Origin of the sequence: Pantoea sp. B65, from assembly GCF_047308185.1 — a bacterium.
Lineage (GTDB): Bacteria > Pseudomonadota > Gammaproteobacteria > Enterobacterales > Enterobacteriaceae > Erwinia.
Genome location: NZ_JAHXPU010000015.1, coordinates 173,798 through 198,371, shown reverse-complemented (window position 1 = coordinate 198,371; position 24,574 = coordinate 173,798). Strand labels below are relative to the sequence as shown.

General features: G+C 55.6%; 17 protein-coding genes. 7 read left to right on the top strand and 10 right to left on the bottom strand.

Annotation, left to right across the window (positions count from 1 at the left end; translation table 11 throughout):
- Window positions 1-86 precede the first annotated feature (86 nt).
- Both JWF83_RS03740 and JWF83_RS03735 read left to right on the top strand, forming a co-directional pair.
- Window positions 87-785 carry a FadR/GntR family transcriptional regulator gene (locus tag JWF83_RS03740; protein WP_413648783.1) on the top strand — a complete coding sequence of 233 codons (699 nt, stop codon included), beginning with the start codon at window positions 87-89 and terminating at the stop codon, window positions 783-785.
- Between the two features lie 73 nt (window positions 786-858).
- A complete protein-coding gene (locus JWF83_RS03735) occupies window positions 859-1,500 on the top strand; it encodes a glutathione S-transferase family protein (protein ID WP_413648781.1) in 642 nt (213 codons plus the stop codon).
- 39 nt (window positions 1,501-1,539) lie between these two features.
- On the opposite strand, the gene JWF83_RS03730 is transcribed toward JWF83_RS03735, so the two are convergent.
- Together JWF83_RS03730 and JWF83_RS03725 are read right to left on the bottom strand one after the other, a co-directional pair.
- Window positions 1,540-1,845: a hypothetical protein gene (locus JWF83_RS03730; protein ID WP_413648780.1), complete on the bottom strand. Its 306-nt coding sequence runs from the start codon at window positions 1,843-1,845 to the stop codon at window positions 1,540-1,542.
- A gap of 144 nt (window positions 1,846-1,989) precedes the next feature.
- A complete protein-coding gene (locus tag JWF83_RS03725; protein WP_413648779.1) occupies window positions 1,990-3,285 on the bottom strand; it encodes an alginate lyase family protein in 1,296 nt (431 codons plus the stop codon).
- A gap of 254 nt (window positions 3,286-3,539) precedes the next feature.
- On the opposite strand from JWF83_RS03725, the gene JWF83_RS03720 reads away from it, so the two are divergent.
- Together JWF83_RS03720 and JWF83_RS03715 are read left to right on the top strand one after the other, a co-directional pair.
- On the top strand, window positions 3,540-4,493 hold the full coding sequence (locus tag JWF83_RS03720; protein WP_413648777.1) for a sodium:solute symporter family transporter: 954 nt from the start codon (window positions 3,540-3,542) through the stop codon (window positions 4,491-4,493).
- Window positions 4,494-5,203: 710 nt separating this feature from the next.
- On the top strand, window positions 5,204-6,082 hold the full coding sequence (locus JWF83_RS03715) for an alpha/beta hydrolase (RefSeq protein ID WP_413648776.1): 879 nt from the start codon (window positions 5,204-5,206) through the stop codon (window positions 6,080-6,082).
- A gap of 40 nt (window positions 6,083-6,122) precedes the next feature.
- On the opposite strand, the gene JWF83_RS03710 is transcribed toward JWF83_RS03715, so the two are convergent.
- The 8 genes from JWF83_RS03710 to bcsR all read right to left on the bottom strand — a co-directional run bounded on the left by JWF83_RS03710 (window position 6,123) and on the right by bcsR (window position 20,985).
- On the bottom strand, window positions 6,123-7,616 hold the full coding sequence (locus tag JWF83_RS03710; protein WP_413648775.1) for a M16 family metallopeptidase: 1,494 nt from the start codon (window positions 7,614-7,616) through the stop codon (window positions 6,123-6,125).
- 379 nt (window positions 7,617-7,995) lie between these two features.
- Window positions 7,996-9,270, bottom strand: a complete 1,275-nt coding sequence (locus JWF83_RS03705; RefSeq protein WP_413648773.1) for a dicarboxylate/amino acid:cation symporter — start codon at window positions 9,268-9,270, stop codon at window positions 7,996-7,998.
- A gap of 205 nt (window positions 9,271-9,475) precedes the next feature.
- Window positions 9,476-11,485 carry a biofilm formation regulator HmsP gene (gene hmsP, locus JWF83_RS03700; protein ID WP_413648771.1) on the bottom strand — a complete coding sequence of 670 codons (2,010 nt, stop codon included), beginning with the start codon at window positions 11,483-11,485 and terminating at the stop codon, window positions 9,476-9,478.
- Window positions 11,486-11,656: 171 nt separating this feature from the next.
- A complete protein-coding gene (bcsC, locus tag JWF83_RS03695) occupies window positions 11,657-15,118 on the bottom strand; it encodes a cellulose synthase complex outer membrane protein BcsC (protein WP_413649163.1) in 3,462 nt (1,153 codons plus the stop codon).
- A gap of 32 nt (window positions 15,119-15,150) precedes the next feature.
- Entirely contained in the window at window positions 15,151-17,439 is a 2,289-nt protein-coding gene (bcsB, locus tag JWF83_RS03690; RefSeq protein ID WP_413648769.1) for a cellulose biosynthesis cyclic di-GMP-binding regulatory protein BcsB, read from the bottom strand.
- A gap of 14 nt (window positions 17,440-17,453) precedes the next feature.
- Complete coding sequence (gene bcsA, locus JWF83_RS03685; RefSeq protein WP_413648767.1) at window positions 17,454-20,057, bottom strand: UDP-forming cellulose synthase catalytic subunit; 2,604 nt, start codon at window positions 20,055-20,057, stop codon at window positions 17,454-17,456.
- The gene (gene bcsQ / locus JWF83_RS03680) at window positions 20,054-20,785 is read right to left on the bottom strand and encodes a cellulose biosynthesis protein BcsQ (RefSeq protein WP_413648765.1); all 732 of its coding nucleotides are present in this window, start codon (window positions 20,783-20,785) and stop codon (window positions 20,054-20,056) included. Before bcsQ ends, bcsA begins: the two co-directional genes overlap by 4 nt.
- Window positions 20,785-20,985 (bottom strand): cellulose biosynthesis protein BcsR, encoded by a 201-nt coding sequence (gene bcsR / locus JWF83_RS03675; protein ID WP_413648764.1) that lies wholly within the window; start codon window positions 20,983-20,985, stop codon window positions 20,785-20,787. The genes bcsQ and bcsR overlap by 1 nt, the downstream gene beginning before the upstream one ends.
- Before the next feature lie 186 nt (window positions 20,986-21,171).
- Here bcsR and bcsE point away from each other — a divergent pair, with 186 nt between their 5' ends.
- From bcsE to bcsG, 3 genes are read left to right on the top strand one after another with little or no spacing between them, the layout of a single operon-like run.
- Window positions 21,172-22,728, top strand: a complete 1,557-nt coding sequence (bcsE, locus tag JWF83_RS03670; RefSeq protein ID WP_413648763.1) for a cellulose biosynthesis protein BcsE — start codon at window positions 21,172-21,174, stop codon at window positions 22,726-22,728.
- A complete protein-coding gene (gene bcsF, locus JWF83_RS03665) occupies window positions 22,725-22,913 on the top strand; it encodes a cellulose biosynthesis protein BcsF (RefSeq protein ID WP_413648761.1) in 189 nt (62 codons plus the stop codon). Before bcsE ends, bcsF begins: the two co-directional genes overlap by 4 nt.
- Window positions 22,913-24,571: a cellulose biosynthesis protein BcsG gene (gene bcsG, locus JWF83_RS03660; protein ID WP_413648760.1), complete on the top strand. Its 1,659-nt coding sequence runs from the start codon at window positions 22,913-22,915 to the stop codon at window positions 24,569-24,571. The genes bcsF and bcsG overlap by 1 nt, the downstream gene beginning before the upstream one ends.
- Window positions 24,572-24,574: the final 3 nt, after the last annotated feature.

Below are 24,574 nucleotides of genomic sequence, written 5' to 3'. Positions count from 1 at the left end.
GCCAAAGAAACCTTAGCTGGCGTAGGCGTTCCCAACCCGATGTTGTATCATCGGCCCATGTAAAACCTCAGGTATGACAAAAGCGTATGCAGTTTGAAATGATTGCCAATGCCCAGCGCGGACTGGACCTGCTGATTGCCAGCGACATTGCGCGCAAGATCATGACTGGCACCCTCAACGCCGGTGATATTTTGCCCAGCGAAGTGGAATTATGTGGCCGATTTGGCGTCAGCCGCACCGCGCTGCGCGAAGCATTAAAACTGCTGTCCTCGAAAGGCCTGCTGGAATCACGTCCCAAAATCGGCACCAGAGTGCGCGATCGCTCTCACTGGAATATCCTTGATGTTCAGTTACTTGAATGGATGACCGGCATGGAAGCCACCGAGGAGATGTATCATCAGTTTCTCGATTTCCGCCGGGTGATTGAGCCGCACGCCACCAGTCTGGCCGCAGTTAATGCCACCAGGGAGCAGCGCATTGAGCTGTCGCGGATTTATCACGAAATGTGCGAAGTCGACGCCGGTTCTTTTGATGCCGCAACCTGGGTTAATATCGATACCCAATTCCACCGGATGATTTTTCTCTCTTCGGGAAACTGCTTCTATATTCCTTTTGGCAATGTGCTGACGACGGTATTTAAGTGGTTTATCAGCTACTCCTCCAAAGAGGGCGGCACCTGCATGAGCGACCATCGTAAAATCTATGAAGCGATAATGATGGGTGATGCGCCGGCAGCACGGCAGGCATCGCTGAATCTGATGGAATCCAGTAAGCATCGCCTGTAACAGATAGCGCGAGAGGCATTAATGTCTCCGCGGCGAAACCGCGATCTCTCATGGCAATCAGGAGTACGACGCAATGCTAAAAGTATGGGGCAGAAAAACCTCTTCTAATGTTCAGGCGCTGATGTGGTGCATCGGTGAACTGGAACTCCCTTTCGAACGCTACGATATTGGCCATAAATATGGCGGCAACCATACCGCTGAATTTCTGGCGATGAATCCCAACGGTCTGGTGCCGGTGTTAAAGGACAATGACCACCCGGCGCTGTTTGAGACCGGCGCTATCCTGCGCTATTTGTCTAACCAGTATGCGCAAGGGCCATTCTGGCCGACAGATATTGTGCAGCGTAGTGAAGTGGATATGTGGGCTGAGTGGGCGAAGATCAGCGTTTCCCTCAGCTTTACCGCCCCGATCTTCTGGCAGGTAGTGCGCACAGCAGAGAAAGATCGCAATCCGCAGACGATTGCCGCGGCAGTACAACGTCTGACGAACTTGTTGCAGATCGCCGAAGCGCGCCTGGCGCAGCATGAGTTTTTAGTCGGTAATACCCTGACGCTGGCGGATATCACCTTCGGCTCCCTGCTGTATCGCTATTATGATATTGCCATTGATCGCGCAGAGTTACCGGCGCTGCAGCGCTATTATCAGCGCCTGACGCAGCGTCCGGCATACCGCGAGCATGTCATGATCTCTTATGAAGAGCTGCGGGCGGTTTAATTTAGCGTCGCTGTGCGCGGCGACCTGCCGGTCGCCGCTTCACTCATCCGGCGGTTGCCAGCGCACCGCAAATGTTTCAGCCTTCACTACCACCGTCATCACTCGCCCATCAACGAAGTGAACACTAACTTCGGAGTGGTCAGGCTGATGCTTTTCCACCCTGACCTGCCGCACCTGGCCACGCGCATCAAGTGAAGTTTCGCTCGCTTCATCAAAGTAACCATGGGTTTCAATCGCACAGGCGAACAGCACATTGTTTCCCTGCGTACGCCAGATCCATGCCGGTTCGCTGCGCAGATTAAAGTGCGGGTCGCTGGCGCCGCTGCGGGCCACCTGCTTCACCATGTCCGGGGATCTCCAGCGGCTATTCCAGCCAGCGATTAAGCTGCGCCATCTGCTGAGCCAGGCTCCGCCCTAAAAGTGAGTTAGTGCCCACCTCCTTTTTAAAACAGTCAATATCGGCCTGTTCAAGTAGTCATGCCTGCCAGCTCATCCGTGGTTCTCCTGTTGTTGCCAGTGCGGTTGCGACAGCAGCCAGGTTTCTCGCTGTGCCTGAATCACCGCGCCACGCCCGACCTCCTGCGGGTCGCCCTCCGCCTGTTCGCCGCGGCTAAAATCCGCCTGCTGTATCTGGCGCTGATAGCGCGTGTCGTGCAGGCGGTTGTCGGCCAGCGATAACAACGGAATTAAACGTTCGCTAACGCGATCAAGGGATTTGTATGGCCAGGGACGCGCATCGCTGGTATAGGGCGCCATAAAGTCCAGCGCACGCAGAATGCCCGCCTGCTGTGCATTCTGGTAATGCCATAAATCTCCCGCATCCGCCTTCTCTGCCAGTTCTGCCAGCGCGGTCAGCGCCTGCAAATTAAAGTAGCTGTAGTGAAATGAGCGGGTACGCGCCAGCTCCTGCGGCTGCGATCCATCGGCGGCGATCTGATAGCGCAGTTTACTTTCCGCCAGCGCCACCATCTGCTTAATCAGCGCCGGTTGTTGCAGATACCAGGCAATCCCCGCCACCTGTACCGCATACCAGTTGCCGTGATTATTTTTGGCCTGCGCCTCTTTTTTCGCCAGTTTGCTGGTTTGTAACCAGTGCAGATAATCACTCATCCACTGCTGCATCGCCTGCTGATCGCTGGCTTTCCAGCCTGGCGCCTGGCGCAATATAATCAGAGAATCAACAATCCGCGTGGCGAAGTAGCGCCCGTCCAGCACCCCGGAAGCGCGTCCGGCGGCCACACCCGGCACGCCCTGAGCAAAATTAAGGTTCGGATTCATACGTGTTTGCGGCGCAATAAACCAGCTGCGCAGCTGCGCAATGGCTTTGTCGGCGTAGCGCTGATCGGCGGAGAAATACCAGGCCAGCGTCAGTGCCTGCACATCGGCGGTGAAAGCCGCCAGCCGCAGACCATCCGATTGCTGATTTTTACTGGCCGGATTGACTTCGCCATCACGGCGCACCCACGGCAGGCCGTCAGTTTTGCTGTCGTCAGGCCACCAGTAGGCGCTGAGACTAAGATAGTCATGCTTCGAGCCGCTCGCTGGCGTCATGGATTTGTCGGTCACACTCATCAGCGGATGCTGCAGGGCGGCATCCGCCTGGCGCTGCAATGCCTGCCAGGCAGCAGTGGTCTGCTCTGGCGCATGATGCTGCGCTAACTGTTGTTTTACCGCCGCGATCTGCTGATCCACCAGCAAAGCCAGCGCATCAGCGCGCGCCGACAGACTCACGCCCGGTATCAGCAATAGTGAACAGAGTAAGCCGGTGATCATCCTGTTTCTCATTACTCTTCTCCCGATAACTTTCGTTTCTGGGCCTGCGCCTCATATCATTAGTAATACAAATAAAATATTTCACAGGCAAATCTGCCATAGCATTTTCAGAAATGCCACGCAGCAAACGCAGTAAATCTGGTGTTATTGAAGCTGGTCACAAATTACACCGATTATTTTTTACTCTGGCAATACTTTTACAAATTATCTGCAAACAAAATCTGGTCATACAAAAATATAACTGCCCCCTACAAGAGAAGAACGCTATGGATCTCAATACCATCGTGATGATCGGCTACTTCATTCTGATGATCATCATAAGCTATGCATTTAATGTGTTTGGTTACCTGATGGCATGGTACTGGTTTGCCACCCGCTTTCGTCAAATGCGCGTGGATACGCCCCCCCAGGCGATAAACTATCGTTTCGGCCGCGCCAATGAGCAGTTTTTCACCTGGATGTTGATCCCTCTCAGCATCCTTAGTGCCGGCGTCTGGCTGAACAGCCTGGCGGTATTTGCCAGTGCGGTATTCCGCTATGACGTGACGCTGACATTATGGATCAGCGGTATTGTCGTGCTGCTGATTTCCCTGCTTAGCGGCGCCGGGGGGGTCGCCAGTGACTTGGTGCAGGCACTGGTAGTGGCGCTGATTTCGGTGGTCTGTGCCGTGGTGGCGCTGATTAAAGTCGGCGGCCCGGTTAATCTGGTCAGCCAATTCCCTTCCGGCTTTATCACCGGTCCGGGCGTTGGGCCACACTATGTTTCGTTGTTGTTCGTCTGTTTTATCTTCTTTTTTATCAAGCAGGTGCAAAGCATTAATAATATGCAGGATTGCTATCGCTTTTTAACCGCGAAAGACAGTCTGAATGCCAGAAAAGCGGCGTTGTTTGCCCTGCTGCTGCTGTTCGGTACGCTGATCTGGTTTATTCCGCCGTGGGCGGTGGCAATACTCTACCCTGATGCCGCCAGCGCGCACCCGGAGTTGGGTAAAAACGCCACCGATGCCGTCTACCTGGTATTTGCTGAGCGCGCAATGCCGGCAGGTACCGTCGGTTTGCTCATGGCTGGCCTGATGCTATTGATACTGGTGCCGAATCCCCTGTGGGGACGCCTGCTATTCCTCGCCTGCCCCCTGAGCATTCTGCTATTTGGCTGGCTACTGTATCGCAGCGCCAGTAAAAAAAACCTGCTGGCGGCGCTGGCAGACCCACACCGTTAATTCTGTTAATCATTAACCGCTGGCAGGAGAGAGGCTCTCTCCTGCTTGATCATCAGCTTTGCGTTAACAACAGGAAATAACGTTAAATACGTCAATTTAAACCGACGATAATAATGAAAATTCCATCTAAAGCGACATGCTTAAGGATGGAAGCTATTGTTCATTCCGGGCATCACATTAGATTTAACAGATAAATACGCTGTTACTGGCGCGGAGAATAAACGCCGGAAAACACCGTTGCCGCAATTTAATAATATTTTTGCTTTTGGCGTGAAAAAAATTTAAATCACCGGCTAAATACCCGCTAAAACCGCCACGACCACAGCGAGTCACGCACCGCCGCGGACGGGGGAAAACCCAGTGTTTTCGCGGCCTGAGGCGCTACAGACTGTCGGAGGAAATATGCCAGACAGCGGTAATCACCGACTAATGGCGAACATATTAACCATGATAATGTCTGAAAAAAAATAACCTATCAGCGGCGGTAATTTGAGAATTATTATCTGCATCCGCGGCGTAATAAAACCGGCGTTAATAATACCAATCCATTTTAGGGCATAATCCGAAATTGCTGCCAACCGTCGGCAAAAACTGGACGAATTATATCAAACCAGGCAATGCTTCACTCAGCAGCAACAACGCTCAACGATAAACAGCGTTGCGTTTGGCGCTTGCCGGTACTTTCTAAATAAAATTCTTCAGGACCGCCTATGAAAACCGAAATATTTAACATCTGGCCATCTGGTGATGCGCCAGGTGCCAGTGATTCCCGCGTACAGCCGCAGATTATTGATTTGGCTAATATGTTTGAGCCTCACGATCGTGCGGCGTCAGGCGTTCGCTGTCCGGAAATTGCGTTATGGCATCCTGAAGTATCCAACGGCATTACCCTGCTGGTGGCCCCCGGTGGTGGTTATCAGCGCATTATGATCGACAAAGAAGGCAGCGCGCTGGCGATTTTTTTCACTTCCATGGGTTATACGCTGGCGGTCATGACCTATCGTCTGCCGGGAGATGGTCACCACGAAGGCGCTGATGCGCCGCTGGCCGATGCACAACGGGCGATACGCGTGCTGCGTGAACGTGCTCAACAGGGATTAAACGGCAAACGTATTGTGATGATGGGCTTTTCCGCCGGTGGCCATGTTGCCGCCAGCGTCGGCACCCGATTTGGCGAAAAAATCTATCCGACGCAGGATGCCGCCGATAGCCGCTCGCCGCGACCGGATGCGCTGGTGCTGGTTTATCCGGTGATCAGTATGCGTGACGGCCTGGCCCATGCAGGCTCACGTAAGCAGTTACTCGGCGCGCATCCCGATCCGGGCAGCATTGAAGACTATTCGCTGGAAACGCGGGTGAAAGGCGATACGCCGCAAACCTTGCTGATCCATGCAGTCGATGACCCGGCGGTATCGGTGAATAACAGCATGGCATTTTTTAGCGCCCTGCGTCAGCGCGAAGTGCCGGTTGAACTGCACTTTTATGAAAAGGGCGGGCACGGTTTTGGCATCCGCGGCGTCGCCGACTTGCCGCTGGCCAGCTGGCCGATGCTGGTCACCGAATGGCTGCGCGCACGCATCTGGCTGTAAGGGCTTATCGTTGCGGGCGGACGCTGCCGCCCGCAACAGATTAAGACCGTGGCGCCGGAATATCAGACACTTCAGGTTTAGTTTCGTCAGCCTGCACCGGGGTCGTTACCACAGGTGGCGCCATAATACGCTGCCAGCTCTCATGCAATGCTTTCACATTGGTTTCAGCTTCACCCGGCGGCTGCATCAGTACCATCGTCAGCTCCTGCGTCAGCTGCTGGCGCAGCTCCTGGTTGAGCATCGGCAGCGTTAAACCGGATAAAAACGCCTGACGCAGTTTCTGATACTGCTCAGGCGCAATATCCACTACCGCATTCTGCTGTGAACGCAGACGCTGACTCATCAGCACATCGGTATTGGTACGCGCATAGGTGGCAAACAGCTTATTCAGCTCAGAAGTTTTCTGCGCCATCAGCGCGTCAAACTCCTCCTGCGGCAAACCATTATCCCGAATATTCGCCAGCTCACGCGCAATCAGGTTCATATTGGTCTGTAGCGTGGCATTGGCTGAATCCATATTGATGCCGCATTGCGCACGCTGATACAGCACGCGGCAGTCAAAGCCGACCTGCACCCCCTGCGCTTTACTGTCGCTCAGCGCGCGCTGTACATGCCAGAACAGCGCTTCACGCGCTAAATCGCTCTGCCAGTAGAGCGACAGGTTCTGTGAATCGCGAATCGGTTGCCATGGGGAGTCCCACACCAGCGAGAGACGATCCTGGCTGATATTATTATTCACCAGATTCACCGGCTGATGCGGTAGTGGCGAGAGCGTCGGCATTGGCGCCGGCGTCTGACGTTTCCCTTGCAGCGCGGCAAAGGTTTTATTGATCTGCTCAGACAAACCGCGGCTGTCGACGTTACCGACCACAAACAGCGTCATCGCATCCGGGGTATACCACTGCTTGTAAAAGCTGTTCAGCTGTTTGATATCGATCGGCGCTTTGGCCGGTGCTGCCGGATCATGGCCTAACATCAGCGAGCCTTTCAGACGGTAGCGCCACCAGACGTCCTGCGGATTGCCCGGATAAGTCGCGATAGGGTCATCGGCGTTAATCGCCGCATTAACCACCTGATCGTTAATGGTCATTTTACCGGCCGTCGCAGCCAGCCAGCTCAGCGCTTCTTTCACCACTTCCGGACGGTTATTGGGCAGGCTGAGACTATAAAGGGTGAAGTCATAAGAGATAAGTGCAGGAGGAAGCGGGCGGCTGGGATCGATACCTTGCTGCCACAGGGCGCGCTGCTGCATGGTATCCAGCGCGGTATTATGCACCAGCGCCAGACGTGGCAATAAATGGCTGAATCCGACCTGCTGGGCATTCTCCACCAGCGATCCGGTATTCACCATTAAACGAATTTCAACTCTGTCGCTGGGGCGCTGCGGCGTGGTGAGCACCTGCCAGGTTAAGCCGTTATCTAATTTTCCCTGCTGCCAGGCAGGATCGGGTTGTAGTGTTTCAGCCTGCACCGTACTACTGACTGCTGCCAGTAACACCCCACCAACCAAAAGACGTATTATGGTGCCCTGCATGTGAACCCCTACTCAATCACAAACCAATTATTTTCACTGGCGCTCCGCGGCTTGCCGTTATCATTCCTTTGAATCACAAAGGGAAGCTGCTGCATTTAAGAGAACAGCTTCTTAGACCACACAAAGGCGGAGATGTCGCGCAACGAAGTGAAATATCATGAAAAAAATGCTCTACCCTGAATCATTCGCGCTGCAGAAAGGCCGCAAGTTTCGCCCTAAGCAGCAACTATAAATGGCTCGCCTGCGCAGCCAACGCTGCCTGCAGCCTGAAGTATGACGGGTATAATTGGGGATTATTATGCAAATACCCGCAGTAAGGGCAAGCTACTGCGGGCATTTGAGGGACTTTTTAGATGAATTAGTCGCTAAGTGCGCTATTTCAGGCCATTTTTTGCTGTTTCCCGCTGGATGACAGCGTCGCCTTCATCTGTTTTTCGTCCAGCTGCCCGACCCATTTTGAGACAAATACCGTCGCCACACCGTTACCGATCAGGTTGGTTAGCGCGCGCGCTTCAGACATAAAGCGGTCGATACCGAGAATCAACGCCAGGCCCGCCACCGGCAGATGACCTACCGCCGAGAGTGTCGCCGCCAGGACGATAAATCCACTGCCGGTAACCCCTGCCGCGCCTTTTGACGATAACAGCAGCACCACCAGTAAAGTGATCTGATGGATAATATCCATCTGGCTGTTTGTGGCCTGCGCGATAAATACCGCCGCCATGGTCAGATAGATGGAGGTGCCATCCAGGTTAAACGAGTAGCCCGTCGGGATCACCAGGCCGACAACCGACTTCTTACAGCCCAGCCGCTCCATCTTTTCAAGCATGCGCGGCAACGCCGATTCTGAAGATGAGGTGCCGAGGACGATCAGTAACTCTTCTTTAATGTAGCCGATAAACTTGAAGATATTAAAGCCGACATAGCGCGCGATCAGCCCCAGAATCACCACCACAAACAGCACACAGGTAATATAGAAGCAGACAATCAACTGGCCAAGCTGCACCAGCGAGCCGACGCCATATTTACCGATGGTAAACGCCATCGCCCCGAAGGCGCCAATCGGCGCCAGGCGCATAATCATATTGATAATGCCGAAGATCACCCGGGAGAAGCTTTCGATCACGTTAAAAATCACTGTGCCTTTATCACCAAGGCGATGCAGGGCAAAACCAAACAGGATGGCAAACAGCAGCACCTGCAGAATATTGCCGCTGGCGAAGGCGCCGATCACGCTGGCTGGAATAATATCCAGCAGGAAAGCGACCACCCCTTGCTGCTCCGCCTGCTGGGCGTAGACCGCCACCGCTTTGGCATCGAGCGTCGCCGGGTCGACATTCATGCCGGCGCCCGGCTGGATAATATTCACCACCAGCAAACCAATAATCAGCGCGATGGTACTGACGATTTCAAAATAGAGCAGCGCCACGGCGCCAGTGCGCCCGACCGCCTTCATACTTTCCATACCCGCGATACCGGTCACCACAGTACAAAAAATAACCGGTGCGATAATCATTTTTATCAATTTAACAAATGCATCACCCAAAGGTTTCATCTGCGCGCCCAGCTCCGGATAGAAGTGGCCAAGCAGGATACCAATAGCAATAGCAGTTAATACTTGAAAATAAAGGCTTTTGAACAGAGAGATTTTCATAAAATCGATTCCGTTAACGGCATGGCATGCGATTTACACCGCTATCATTTGAGTGGAACAACAGCGCGGAAAATAACATTGGGTTAACAGGATTGATATATCACGCTTCACGTTGCGGAAAGCATATTCAAATTAATATGAACTGAAGCGCTTCAGTGGGGGGTTTTGTAACTTTTGATACAGCAAAGCCGCCGCCGCTCAGCCGTTACACATCGCTTTCCACCCGCGCCAGCCAGCTCTCAAAAGCCGCCAGCGGCAATGCCTCGGCGTAAAAGTAACCCTGACCAATATGGATGCCGCGCGCCAGTAGCCAGTCGCGCTGCTCCGGCGTTTCCACGCCTTCTGCCACCACGTCGATAGCGATAATCTCCGCAATCGCCGCGACGATTTTCACCATCGTATCGTCACTGGGCAGCGCCGAAACAAAGCTGCGATCCATCTTCAGTTTACTGATGGGTAACGATTTAAACTGATGTAAAAAGTTAAGGTTGGAATACCCCATACCAAAATCGTCCAGCGCCACCGAAATCCCCACGCGCTGGAGTTCGCTCAGCAAGACAATTGCCAGCTCCGGATCGCTGACCTGAGCGGTTTCGGTAATTTCCAGCACCAGACTGCCGGGCAGGATACGGTGACGAGCCAGTAAATCCTGTAAATGCGCCACCACGCCGGAATCGCGCAACTGCACCGCCGAAATATTGACGCTTAGCGGCAGATTGATCCCACGTTGCTGCCAGCTGGCCAGTACGCGGCAGGACTCTTCAAACACCCAGCGGCCAAGGTCGCCGATTACGCCCAGTTCTTCCGCCCCGATAATAAAGCCTTCCGGCAGAATATAGCTGCCGTCCGGCTGCCGCATCCGTAGCAGCGCTTCCGCGCCGACCAGTTTGCCGCTGCGCATATCGACTTGCGGCTGCAGGAACAGGGAGAACTGATCTTTCTCCAGCCCTTGCAGAATATCATGCTCCTGGGTCAGGCGTTTCTGCGCCCGTTCGGTGAGCAGCGGATCAAAGAACAGGATCTGGTTTTTCCCCTGATGACGTGCCGACATCATTGCCGAGGTGGCGCGCCCCAGCAGCTCGACCGCTTGCAGCGTATTGGCATCACGCTGCGCCATGCCAATACTGACCCCTGGCCGTAAGCGCATATGCTGCAACGCCACCGGCTGCGTCAGGCGTGCCATCACAGTACGCGCCAGCCGAATCGCGCGGAACGGGCTGTTGGCGCGCTTGACCAGCAGGGCAAAGTCACTGCCGGTCAGCTGCGCCAGCACGGTGCGATCATCCAGGCAACTGCGAATTTTTTCCACCAGCATCAGAATTAAAGCATCGCGTTGCTCATCGCTCAGTACGCCGGTCGCTTCCTGCAGCGTCTCAATCCGCAGCACCATAATGGTAAAATTGCCGATAGTGCCCGCTGATTTCAGATGTTGCTCCAATAACGCCAGGAACAACGCCTTATTCGGTAAGTCGGTCAGCGCCACATGGGTCGTCAGGCGGCTCATCTCATCATGAACCGACTCCAGCACCTGCTGATTACGGTTATAACTGCGAATCAGCATGCCAAACTCATCATCCCGATGCCGCGCCGGCAGCGCCAGTTTATGCGTCAGAATATCCTGCGGCGGTAGCTCCTGCAGCTCGCGGGCGATACTGCGCAGCGGATGAACCATCAGCCGGTTAATACACCAGCTAATCACCACCGACAGGGTCAGCGCCAGCAGCAGATAGGTGGTCATCATAGTGGCGAGCGTACTGAGGATAAACTGATATACGCGCCAGGAGTCCGCCTGTAACACCAGATAAGCCAGCGGCTTCGGCGCGGCGGTACGCTCCATAGCGTACAGTGGCAGGGTAATTTTTACCGGTAGTTTAAACAGCCTGGCGATAAGCTTCGGCACCGGCCTTTCCACCGCAAAATCGGTATGTAACGCCTGAAAGGCGTTGGGTAATACCACATCGGCGCGCGTCAGAATGCCGGCTGGCTTTAGGGTATTAAGAATGCGTTCCGCCTCCGGGATATCAGCGCGCAGCACCGCTTCCGACAGAGGCTGGCGAACAGTATGCGCAATATTTTCCATTTGCTGGGCGTAGTCAGTCCTGCGCTGCTGCACAAAATGGAAAAGCTGGATAACGATAAAGATACAGATGGTAATAACCGCAACCGCTGAAACCGTCGCCATCTGCTTAATCGTAAGTGAACGACTAACGCGCAAAGCTATTCTCCAGGCTCCCTCTGGGGGAATAAGAAGGCAAAAACTGTCCAGAGTATATCTCATGCCCCCGGTTTTTTTATCCACCAGAATGCAAGGGGTATTGGTGTTTAAGGGTTTTCCGAACTAAAAACGTTATTAAGCGGCTATATATCGACTTTTTCCGGCGCAAAACTATTTAAATTCGGCATAGGGCGTTAGCGGTTGCGCTGGCCAATCCAGATCCCCTTCCCAGCCCGCCATTGAGTAACGCAGATACATCAGCCCATGACTGGGGGTGTAATCCTTCGCCTGCTGAATATCGATGGCCGCCCCCAGTGTCCAGTGCGCCGTTAGCCGCCGTTCAATCACCGCCTGCAATGTATACCCCAACCCGCCGCCAGAGCTGTTATCGGAGAACGGATGGTCGCGGGTAGCGAAACCGGGGTCGACCGGATAACGCGCCTCGCCGCTGCTGCGCGAGTACGACCAGGAGGGGGAAGCAGAAAAATCACAGGACCAGTGCTCCGTGCGCTGACGCCAGCTAAGCGGTAGCGCCAGCGAGAAATAGCGTTGCGGACTGTAATATCCCCCCTGGCCAAACGAATAGTCGCTGAGGTCTTTCTGGTAGTGCCATAACATGCTGCTGACGCCGACGGTCATGCGCTGGCGATCGCTATTGACCAGCTTATAATAGTAGCCGCCCATCAGACGCTCACGCGTATTGTCTGCAACATGGTTACCGCTGAGCTGATGCGCACTCAGATCGCCCCAGAGACCATCAGCGCCGCCCCGATCGTAACTGAGGCCAATGCTGCCTCCGGTCGCCACCACCCCGCCCCAGCTGCGACCCCCTTCGCTGCTGGGGTCTTGCGCACCGGCAAAGGCGAGCAGTGAACTGGAGATCGGCCGACGCGATGCGGTTAATGACAGACCCAGATCGCGAATATCGTGGTTCCAGCTGACGCCCCCCACCCAGTTGTGCAGCAGAAAACCGAGCGGCGTAGTGCCGACATCCGCAGACCAGCGCTGATTACGCCAGCCAATCGCCGGGGAGACACCGGCGGCGCGCTGCTGCAAATCGCGGCTACAGCCGTTGGTATTATTATCCGCACAGGTGCCAAACACCTTGCGGTGGCCGCCATTGTCACTGTTAAAACTGCCGGCCGACATCGCCACGCGATCGAGGCGCAGAAAACCTTTTCCATCGGCCACTGGCGTTTCGGCTTCCAGCATCGTGGTCCATATGCTGAGGTTGGAAATGCCGCCGGTACCTTTATTACGCGAGTAATCCTGCTGCAGCGTCAGCGTAGTCTCCTGCTGACGCCACAGATCGGCAGCATCGCTGCGTAACCCGCGCTTTAGCCAGTCATCCTGTTCATCGCTACGCATCAGTCGGGTAAAGTTCAGGTTATCCTGCGGCAACTCGTGGCTTATACCGCTAGCCACCATCGCCTGGCGATAGTCAGCGAGCGCCAGCTGTGGCTGCTGCCGGGCTTCCAGTCGCGCCGCGTCGCGATATACCAGCGCGCTGGCTGGCGAAGGTATCTGTTGCGCAGCCTGGTTTTTCAGTCGCTTATACAGGTCGCGGGCGCGATCGGTATCACCCAGCGCTTGCCAGGCACTGGCAACCCGGCGACCACGATTGATACTTTGCTTTACCGTCTGTGGCGGCAGAGCCTGCAGAGCGCTGCGCGCCTCATCAGGACGTTGTAATGCCACCAGCGCTTCAATACGTCCCAGCGCCGCATCGTCATCCTGTGGTGAGCGCGCCAGCAGCCGTTGATAACGCTGCAGCGCCTGGCGGGCATCGCCGCGCGCCAGCGCCCAGTCAGCGAGGGTGCTTTCCCATACTGCCGGCAAGGGTTGCTGCTGCAGTAACGCCACCGCCGCCGTTTCATTACCACCATCGCGTAAACGATTGGCGCGCGCCAGAATTTTTTCCTGCTGCAAACGGCTGGCCAGCTCACGCATTCCCCGATCCCACTGTGACTCGGGCAGGGTATTCAGCCGGGCTAACGCCTGGTCACGGCGATCGCCGGAGGAGAGATAAAGGCCGTAAGCATAAACCTGGGCGCGATCTGCGGGACGTTGTTGCGCCATCGCCGCCATTAACCGGTCCGCCTGTTGTGGCAAACCCGCCTGACGCAGTGCGCCAGCCAGCCGGTAGTTTAGCCAGACATCATCAGGCGCAGCATGTTGCGCCTGATAGTATTTATCTGCCGCCGCCTGCCAGCGTCCCTGTTGCGCCAGCGCATCGCCCTCTGCGCGCCGTACCTCACTGCGCAAACTGTTCAACAGGCTGCCAAGCGCCCGTTGCTGCGCAGGTGATGATAATCGCTGAATAAAATCCACTGCTTTTTGCGCTGACTGCTGCTGATAAAGATGACTCAGCCGCCGGGCGGCGTTGCTGTTGGTCGGATCGAGACGCAAGGCGCGCAAAAAAAACTGTTCGGCAGCGGCGTTATTTTTCCGCGCCAGCGCCACATCGCCTAAGCCAAGCAGGGCATAAACCTCACTGCGGTCCAGTGCCTGCGCCTGCTGATAATAGCGTTGCGCAGCGCTAACATCGGCGCGCGCCAGCGCTTTATCGCCATTATCGATCGCCAGCCAGTAGCTGTCGGAGCGCAGTAAGCTGCGCCATTTACCGATACTGGTACTCTGCTGACCCGCCTGTATCGCGCGGGTAAAATAGCCTGTCGCTGCGGCCCGCTGATTAGCCCGTGACAGCGCCTGTCCCATGGCGCCGAGCAGTTCGGCGTCATTCGGCGTCGCCGTTAGCGCCGCGCGCAATGCCGGGATCGCGGCGGCACCGGCGCCATTCGACACCTGTGCCAGCCCGGACATCCGCTGACGAAATAGCGGGTCGGCCAGCAGTTTTTGCTGACGTTCCAGCTCCTGCTGCCCCTTACGCCGGGCCTCACCTGAGGTAAAAGTATCGAGGTAGGTTTGCAGTTGCGCCACGCTGGTCGCAGACACCGGCTGCGCGACGATGCGCGTCAGCCACAGACTGGCTGCCTGCTCACGTCCCGCCGGATTTTGCGCCACCGCTTTCAACTGGCTGAAAGCCTGACTGTCATTATTCCTTTGCAGCTGCAGAGCGGCAATCTGTAGGCGTACGCCAGGATGACCGGGGTATTGCTGCTCCAGTGCCTGTAACCGGGCTAACGCCAGACTCTGCTGGCCATCAATGCGCGCCACCAGCCGCCAGTACTCCAGCGCAATATCCACATCAGGGAAAATGCCATTAAACTGTTTATCGTAAGCGCTTCTGGCTGCCGCCAGCCGTCCTGAAGTCGCCAGCAGTCTTGCCTGTTGTAGCTGCTGGCGGCCTTCCGGCGAGGCCAGCAACAGCGCGGCGGCGGCCTGGCGTGTGGCGGCCGCCCCCGGCGCGATGCGCTTCAGCCGCGCCATTAAGCGTTGCGCCTTCTCCTGCTCACCCTGATGCAGCGCCAGCCGCAGCTGCGCCGCTACTAACTCGGGATTATCGGGGTCGATTTTTTCCAGCCGGTAGAGCGACTGGGTCACCAAATCGTATTTATTCGTCGCTTCGCCAATCCGGATTTGCTGCAGCAGCCAGACCTGCGGCGCCACCTCAACGGCAGAGGCACTCCGCGCCGTCAGCGGCATCAGCAGACAGGCGCTGGCGGGCAGCATCACTGCCCGCCAGCGCCGGGTTTTGTTGATCACTAATCGCTATCCTCGTCACTGAGACGACGACGGCTTACCAGCCTCATCACCCGCCAGATCAACAGAGCAAACAGAATCACTACCACTACCGCAAACAGCGCCAGCCAGACCGGATGTGTCGCCAGCGCATTCCATAGCCGCTCCCACCATGGCAGATAACCGACCTGATAGCTGTCGCCGACACGCAGGCTGTTGACGCCAGATTCGCGCACCATCGCCACGGAGCCGAAGATGGCGGCCCGTTTTCCTGAATCCAGCAGCGCGTTATTTAACAACTCCCAGCCGCGCGGGCTGTCGGCCAGTAATGCCACCACACTACGCTGATCGTTAAATGGCGACTGAAAACCGACGATCGCCGCCATCGGGCCGCGGGAATCAATCACCGTCTGGCTTTCCGCCTGGCGATCGCTATCTGAAGCGTTGACATTATCCAGTGCTGACTGGCGGTTGGGTTTATTCACCCAGCTTTTCGCCGCATCCACCAGTAGATTGATCTTGCTGTCCTGGCGCAGGCTCTGGGGAATAGTGCCGATCAGCAACAGATCGGCGTCGCGATTCTGTGCTGTACCGCCGTCGTCGCTTATCTGTACCTTCAGCGCCGGATAACCGGTTTGCGCCCCGATATTACCGAGCGCGTTAAGCAGGGCGCTGACCTGTTCCGTTGTCGGCTGCGACTTAACCAGCACCAGGGTTTGCGCCAGATCGGCATTACGGCTGAACGGAAAGCCAGCGCTGGCAAAGGCGCCCAGCGAAGGCATGGCCATAAAGTGACGGTAACCGGAGAAATCCACCGTTGAATCACTATCGATCACAATATGATTGCCAATCGGCGTGACGGTTTCGCAGCGACCATCGCTGGTACCGCCAATAATGGTGGTGGCGTAATCAAAATCAAAACGCATCTGGTTCACCACCCCAGGACGCAGCGCGGGGATCCTCAACTGATTATTGCTCTCCTGTCGCCCCTGAATCAGCGGAATATGCAGTAATTGCTTACCCGAGTCCTGTTTCATCGACAGCGGATAATCCTGCATAAACTGTTCGTTCAGATGGATAGCCAGTCGGGAGCCGTCGTTTTGCAGTGGTGAGGTATAGCGATAGCGAATATCCATATCAATACCGCGCGCGCGGATCAGGAACAGGTCCGGCGGCAGATTGATATTAAGGTTAACCGACGCAGGTTGCAGGCCACTGGACTGGAACTGGTCCTCATACTGCTGCAATTCGCGGAAAGTGGTCGGGCGATCGGTGCGTACCCAACGCGGCGCGTCATACGGCTGACGCGGCGCCAGTGATTTAACGCTATCGATAGTGGATAGCTGACCGCGCAACAGCACATCCCCCTGCGCAATCCCCTGCACGGCAGTGATCAGATCCTGATCGTTACGTCCCAGCACCAGCAACAGCTTCTGATACGGATGGTCCGGACGACTGATGATGGCGACGCCAGGTTTTTGCACTGGCGGATAGTCTTGCAAAAAATCCGGCCGCCGGTCGTTGGTGGCAAATACGACCGCATGCTGCTGTGGCGGCAGCTGGTTATACAGCACCGGAAATGCCTGGCCATGCCAGCCAGCCTGGACGCCAAACCAGGATGCCAGTATCGCTGCAGCCTGCTGCTGCGCCAGGTCTGGCTGTGCGGCAAACACCATCGGCAGCGACAGCGGGCGATTATCGCGACTGTCAAAAAAGGGTTCCGGGAAATGTGACAGGTCATCTTTCACTGGCAATTTCTGCATAGTCAGATCGAGCGAGCTGTCTTTACCGATATCCAGCCAGATCGCGCTATAGGCCGGATTTTCGCAGACGTTGGTGTAATGCCCCACCAGTTCCATTCGGATACGGTTAAAATCGCCGATAAAACGGGGGTCGATACTTATCTGCGCCTGATTGCTTTTCCCCAGTTGATCCGCCGTGACCGTCACCAGACCGACCAGTTCATCATTGAGGTAAATTTTCAGATGCGACATCACCGGCAATAGCGATGGCGAAGGACGGTAATGCAGATTCAGCAGCGCTTTGGTGACCACTTCATCACTGCGCACGCCAAACTCAATTTGTCCCTGCGGGCGGGTGCCGCGTAGTTCAAAGCTGCCGGGCGCAGGCGCGACCTGCAGAAACGGCAACACCTCTTCCCGTACCGGCGCCAGAGGCGCGGTCGCTATCACCGCCGGCGTGGCGGCATCATGGCTTACAGCCTGCAGCGACGGGGCAGGCTGTGGCGCGGCCCAGGACAGCGGCATTACACCGAGCAACAGTGCACTACACCAGCTTATTTTTCTTGTCATCTTGTTATCATCAATTAGTGAGTTTTTACCGTGGCAACCCGCGGGGCTCTGGGGAAAAAGGAAGCGATCCAAACCATCAGGCCGGTTAATAGCCCGAACAGGCGACGCAGACCCGATGGCCCATACTCCGCCAGACGGAGATAGCCTTTGAACCCCAGCAGCATAATGTCGGCCAGGCTATGCATCGGCTTATCTTGCGGGAAATCGTCCAGCCATAACGCCCAGGTATCCGCGCGGGCGAAAGTACACTGAATAAAGTCGATATGCTGTCTGGTGCTGAGCGCCTGCAGACTAAGACCGGCGCGCCGGCCAAACACCCGTTGCACATTGCAGGGGAAACTAAACTCCTGCTGGCCGCGTTTAAGTAGCAGGAATATCTGCTCTTCCGCGTGCAGCAGCCCTTCCTCCTGCAGTTCCAGCCCTACGCTGGCATCGGAATAATCACGCAGGGTGCAGGGCAGCATATGGCCACTCGCGCGCATAATTGCCGCCGGCATCGCCATATCCACCCGGTGAGATTCGCGTATCTGCCGTGCTTCGACCGATACCGCCACCGCCCCTCCCAGAATAATCAGGTTGTAGAGCACCCAAACCATGCTGACCAGCACCGTTAATACTTCTGTTTCTGGCCCGCTATACAGACGCCAGAAAGCAGCAAGCAGACCGGCCAGATTCAGCAGCACCAGCAACATATAGGGCCGGGTGATCACCCAGTCGAGATGGCGCTCCTCAACCAGGCCGCCTTTCCCGGTGACGTTAAATTTACCTTTATGCGGGTTAAACAGCGCGACCGTGGTCGGACGCGCGATATACCAGGCCAGTACCGTTTCATAGATATCGCTCCAGAACGAGTGGCGCCAGCGCCCCTGGATGCGCGAGTTAGTCAGGCTGGTATGGGCCATATGCGGCAGCACGTAAATGGCGATCGCCAGCGCGGGCGCAAAGATGATAAAGGCGTGGCACAGCAGAAAGGCCAGCGGCGCCAGTAAAAAAATCAGCCGCGGGATGCCGGAGAGAAAATGCAGCATGGCATTGGCATAACAGAGACGCTGTACCAGTTTCAGCCCCTTACCCAGCAACGGATTATCCAGGCGAAAAATCTGCGCCATGCCGCGCGCCCAGCGGATACGCTGGCCGATATGCGCTGATAAGCTCTCGGTAGCCAGTCCGGCGGCTTGCGGAATACGGATATACGCCGAGGTGTAGCCCTGGCGATGCATGCGCAGCGAGGTATGGGCGTCTTCGGTAACGGTTCCCGTGGCGATACCACCGACAGCATCCAGCGCACTGCGACGGATCACCGCGCAGGAGCCACAGAAGAAGGTCGCATCCCAGACATCATTGCCATCCTGCACCAGGCCATAAAATAACGAGCCTTCATTTGGCGTGCGGCGAAAACGCCCGAGATTACGTTCAAAAGGGTCGGGGGAGAAAAAGTGATGCGGCGTCTGCACCATCCCCAGCCGGGATTGTTTAATAAACCAGCCCATGGTGATTTGCAGGAACGAGCGGGTGGGCACATGGTCACAGTCAAAAATCGCCACATATTCGCTGCGACAGGCGGATTGCAGGGCATGGTTAATATTACCCGCTTTGGCGTGCTGATGGCGCTCGCGCGCAATGTAATGAATACCGACACTGGCGGCAAACTCACCAAATGCCGGACGATTACCGTCATCCAGCAGGTAAATCGTCATTTTGTCGTGCGGCCAGTCGATACCCAGTGCGGCGTAAATCGTCGGTTTCACCACGCTCAGCGCTTCGTTAAAGGTGGGCACCAGCAGATCAATGGTCGGCCAGCGGGTGATATCGGCGGGCATCTTTACCGGCTGGCGATTCAGCGGCCACAGCGTCTGAAAATAACCGAGGACCAGCACCACCCATGAGAAGGTTTCGGCGGCAATCAGCATCAGGCCGAAGGTCAGGCTCAGCGGGTCATCCCAGTTAAGCGTAGCGGTGTAGCGCCACCATAAATAGCGGCAGGAGACCGTCAGCGATAACACAATCAGCATGGTGGTTGATAAACGCCCGGGCACTCGTCGTACTACCATCGCCACCGCCCACAGCAACAGCACAAAAATAAACTGGGTAAAGAGATCAAACGGTTGCGTAATACACAGTAGCGCCAGCAGGGTGGCAACCGTGGCGCAGAGGCCGTACAGCAGTTTTCGCCACCGTGGGTCCATCTCATCCAGCCGTGCTTCCGAGCGTCCGGGTAATTTTTGCTGCTGCGCACGTTTTGGCAGCGCGCCAAGCCACAGATTAAAACGCTTACGCCCGCGAGCCAGCGCACGGAAAAGATTAAAGCGCCGCGGCCGGCGGTGTGCCGCATGATACAAGGGCAGAAATAGCAGTAGCCACAGGCTCTGGATCAGATAGCGCAGCGCATCTGCAGGGCGTGGATGCCCGGCAGAAATATGGGGGTACAGCGCCGGACGCTGGCGCATAACGTTCTGCCACCCGGGATTTTCCAGGCGCAGTAATGACCAGCCGAGTATGACCCACAGACAGTGTAGCGTTGCGGCAAATCTGCCGGCACCACAGCGGCGATAGCCGCGATAACGCTGGCTCAACGCCTGTGACACCGCAGGAACCAGCAACCAGCGCAGCGGATTCATCGACGTGACCCGGAAAGGTTGATTAGCAACCAGCTGGCCAGCGTGGTCACTTCTTCCACCGCCAGGCTGCCGGGACGATACTCGCCCACCGGCTGCTTAACCAGCAGAGCCTCAGCCACTGCCTCATCCTGATGAATATTCACCGGAATAAGCTTGCTTAACGTTGTCAGCCACAGCTGCTGCAAATCCTGTTGCGACTGGCTGTTGGCATTAAATTTATTGAGTAAGAAGCGTGTATCATTGCTGAAGCGGCGCTGATGCAAACGCAACTGACAATTGGCATCGGCGGTTATCAGACAGAGAATATGGTCGGCCTGCGCCAGAATCTGGCGCGACCAGCGGTTCTCTTCGGCCGGGACATCCAGCAGCAGCCAGCGATAATGGCTTTTCAGTTCCGCCAGATGCGCCAGCCACGCTGACAGATAGTCGCCGGCATGCTGCTGCGACCCCTGTCGCTCCTGCTGACTCAGGCTGCCAAATGGCACTATATCAAGGCCCGGCAGATAGCGCAGAGCGCTTTGCCGCCACTCCCCATGGTCCAGCGCCGCACGCATCCAGCCGCGCGACATGCCGAATGGCACATTAAAATGCGCGGCCAGCTGATTACTGGCGGAGAAATCCATTGCCAGCACGCTTTCCCCTAACTGATTAAACGCCCAGGCCAGCGCAGCCGTAAGCGAGGTGGTTCCGCTACCGCCGCGCAGTCCCTGAAGTGCGATTACCGGCATTAATTCCCTTTCTCCTGCCGCTCAGCAGCTAATTCATCCAGCAATGGCCAGCGCGCAAGGATATTGTCCAGACGCTCATCGCGGGCAATATCGACATAGTAATTTGCGTTAAATGAGAATGTTTTGCCCAATGCATTAATATCGTCAGACTGACCACTAACGTTCACTGTGGTGAGAATATTTTTATTTTTTGTCATCATCTTTCGCCGTGGGAAACTCCCTGCTGCCGAACAGGCTAATATATCGCGAAGCCTGACACACAGAAAAAATGTCCGGGTTATTTTACTTGTAATCAATAATTTAAAAACTACAATTAGTCTTAAAATGACTGTCGATGCGAAAATAAAACAGTTCTGATTTTTTTACTTTGCGAAAAGAAAAATAAAATGACGCTTTCGTTTACTCTTGGCATTGAGCAACTGCAGGGTGAATTAACAAAAATGCAACCTGCGGGTTGCTACTGGATAACCGCCGATCGTCAGTCAGATGCACGCATACTGGCGCGGCAGGTTATTGACGCGCAAAAAAGTTTGACCCTGATCAGCACGGCAGAAGCGCCGCGGATGTTATTAACACCGGCCCCGGCGGGTGATACGGCCAGCGTTGCCATGTATTCCCTGCCGGCAGATCGAAAGGCGTTGCGCAATCTGCCGGAAGATTTATCGCGGGTATTATCGGTCAGACCGCAACTAATTTTACTTTATACCGCATATGCCGAATGGCAAAACTTAAATTCTGCTGAACTGTCAATCTGGCTGAAGAACATCACCCGATTAGCGGTCGCGAAACAAGTCGCATTATTAATTATCTCTTCCGGCGCCGGCATTAATAACCTGCGTGGTCAGTTGCAACCCTTTTTTCGTCGTCTGAATGGTGTGGCGCATCTTGAATGGCAGCAGGATTGCCGCGATTATCGCATTCACTGGTGGAGTAATGGCAGGCAAATTTTGGCCGATCGCGTTATTCGTCTGGGTATTCATCAGGAGAGGTTAACCTTTTTAAATGATGCGGAACCCGGTACGCCATTAACCTTAAACGATGAGCACCATTTTATTGCCGTAAGAGATGTTTTAGAGGGCGCCCCGCCTTTATCGCGCCAGTGGCAGCTTTTTGATAATAATGCCGCCGTCTATTCCCGCGCGCGGCAGGCCAGTTCTGCCACGATTATTTTTAGCCTGAGCAATAATCAGCAAATTGCTATGCTGGCGGAAAGTATCCATGACCTGCGCCGCACGCGCGGCAGCGCACTGAAAATTGTGGTGCGCGAACTGGAAACCAGTATGCGCTACAGTGATGAGCGGCTGCTGCTGGCGTGCGGCGTCAATAGCATCGTTCCCTTCAGTAGTAATCTGTCGTACTTTCTCACCGCTCTCGAAGGCCTGCAGGGACAGAGCTATAACCGCCATGTTCCGGCCGACTTGCCGCAACTGGTGGCCGCAATGCAGCCGCTGGATGAGAAGGGATTTTTCCCGCCTGAACGCTTTTGCGCCACGGTAAAACGGCTGATGCAAAACGCTCAACTACCGGAAAATGGTAAAGGGTTGTTAGTGGCGCTACGACCGGTGGCGGAATTGCGACCGGATCAGGCGCTGGTTTTGTGTAAGATGCGGCGCTATGGCGATCTGGTGACCTTAGTCGACGATCGCCTCTATCTGTTTCTTTTCTCCTGTCGTTTTAACGACTTCGATACCGCGCTCAAGTACATTTTCCCTCTGCCTTATCATGAAATATTCGCTAACCATCTGATTTTGTACGAGGATCTGCAAATAGTTTCGGAGCTCAGGCAGATTAGGGCGCAGATCCCCAGCGCCTGGCGCAAGCCGGCGGCAGACACTGAGACGGCAGAAGTAGCACCGCCACAGCAGCAGCGTCCTGTGCTACGTCGCGTGCCGGAAGCCATCACTCTTGGCGCCAGCCCCCACCACCAGGCGCGTAGCCGATGAGTGCTATCGATGGAGTACAGATCCTGATTCTGCTGCTGTTAATCTTACTGCTTTTAAAACCGTTTTATACTCGCTGGCTGCCAGCAACCTGGCACGGTATTCTCCATCGTTTTATGCCGCCGCGTTCGCTGAAATATGAAGGTACGTGGCGGAAGAAATCAGCCAACAGGGATGATAAGAAGTAATGACTGACGCTAAGCGCGTACCCGCTTCCAGCGGTGCTCTCCCGCCCTTCTGGCGCGGGCTGGGCGGCTGGAATTTCTACTTTCTGCTGAAATTTGCCCTGCTGTGGTTTGGCTACCTGAACTTTCATGCTTTCAGTAATCTGGTGTTTCTTGCCTGGCTGCTGATGCCAATCCCGGCGTTGCGCTGGCACCGCATCCGCCACTGGCTATCACTACCGGTTGGCTTTGGTCTGTTCTGGCATGACACCTGGCTGCCAGGTTTTGCCAGCCTGATGAGTCAGGGGGATCAGCTTAGCGGTTTTTCTGCCGCCTATTTGTTGGATCTGGTTAACCGTTTTATTAACTGGCAAATGGTCGGCGCAGCCTTTGTGCTGTTGGTGATCTGGCTGTTTATTGCTCAGTGGATCCGCATGACAGTGATCGTCTCGCTGCTGCTGCTGTGGATTAATCTGGTTAATATTGCCGGGCCATCGCTGCCACTGCTGCCGGTTAAAGCGGTAACCTCCGAGGTGGTGCGTGAAAATCCGCCAGCGGCCAACAACGAAACACCGGACGCTGAACCGTTGGATCAGTCGGCACCGCCTACCAGCGCAAACCTGACGGCGTACCTTAACCGTTTCTATAATCAGGAAAAACAGCGAGTTACCCAATTCCCCGCCGACCTGGCGCCGGGAGCGGCGCCCTTTGATATCCTGGTGATCAATATCTGTTCACTCGCCTGGGCGGATGTCGATGCGGTGCAGTTGCGCAATCATCCGTTGTGGCAGCATTTTGATATCGTGCTGAATAACTATAACTCGGCCACCGCCTACAGCGGCCCGGCGGGTATCCGCCTGCTGCGAGCCAGTTGCGGACAGAGCTCGCATCACGATCTCTATCAGCCCACCAATAACCAGTGCTACCTGTTCGATAATCTGGCGAAGCTGGGCTTTAAACCGCAGCTGATGCTGGACCACAGCGGCGAATTTGGCGGCTTCCTGCAGGAGCTGCGCGACGCCGGTGATATGCAGGCTCCTCTGATGTCACAGAGCGGGATTGCACCGGCGCTGACCTCATTCGATGGATCGCCGGTATTTAATGATGCGCAATTAATGCAGCGCTGGCTGGACGATCGGCAGAAAAGCAGCGATACACGCAGCGCCACTTACTACAATCTGATCCCGCTGCATGACGGCACGCGTGAACTGGGTAGCAGCAAAACCGCCGCTTACCAGCCGCGGGCGCGGCAACTGTTTGATCAGCTGGATGCCTTTATGACGCAGCTGGATAAATCCGGTCGTCGCGTGATGGTGATCGTGGTGCCGGAACATGGCGCGGCGGTAGCAGGCGATAAGATGCAGATGTCTGGTCTGCGCGATATTCCCAGCCCGTCGATTACCCATGTGCCGGTCGGCATTAAGTTTGCCGGGATGAAAGCGCCACATCAGGGCGCGTTACAGATCGATACGCCTGCCAGTTTGCTGGCGCTTTCCGGGCTGATTGCGCGGGTGGTGGATGGTCAGGTGTTTACCAGCGCTAACGTCAATATCGCGCAATTAAGCGCGAATCTGCCGTCGACACCGGTGGTATCGGAAAATGATAATGCGGTGGTGATGCTGTATCAGGGCAGACCCTGGATACGTTTAAACGGTGGCGACTGGGTGGCTTATCCGCAATAGAGG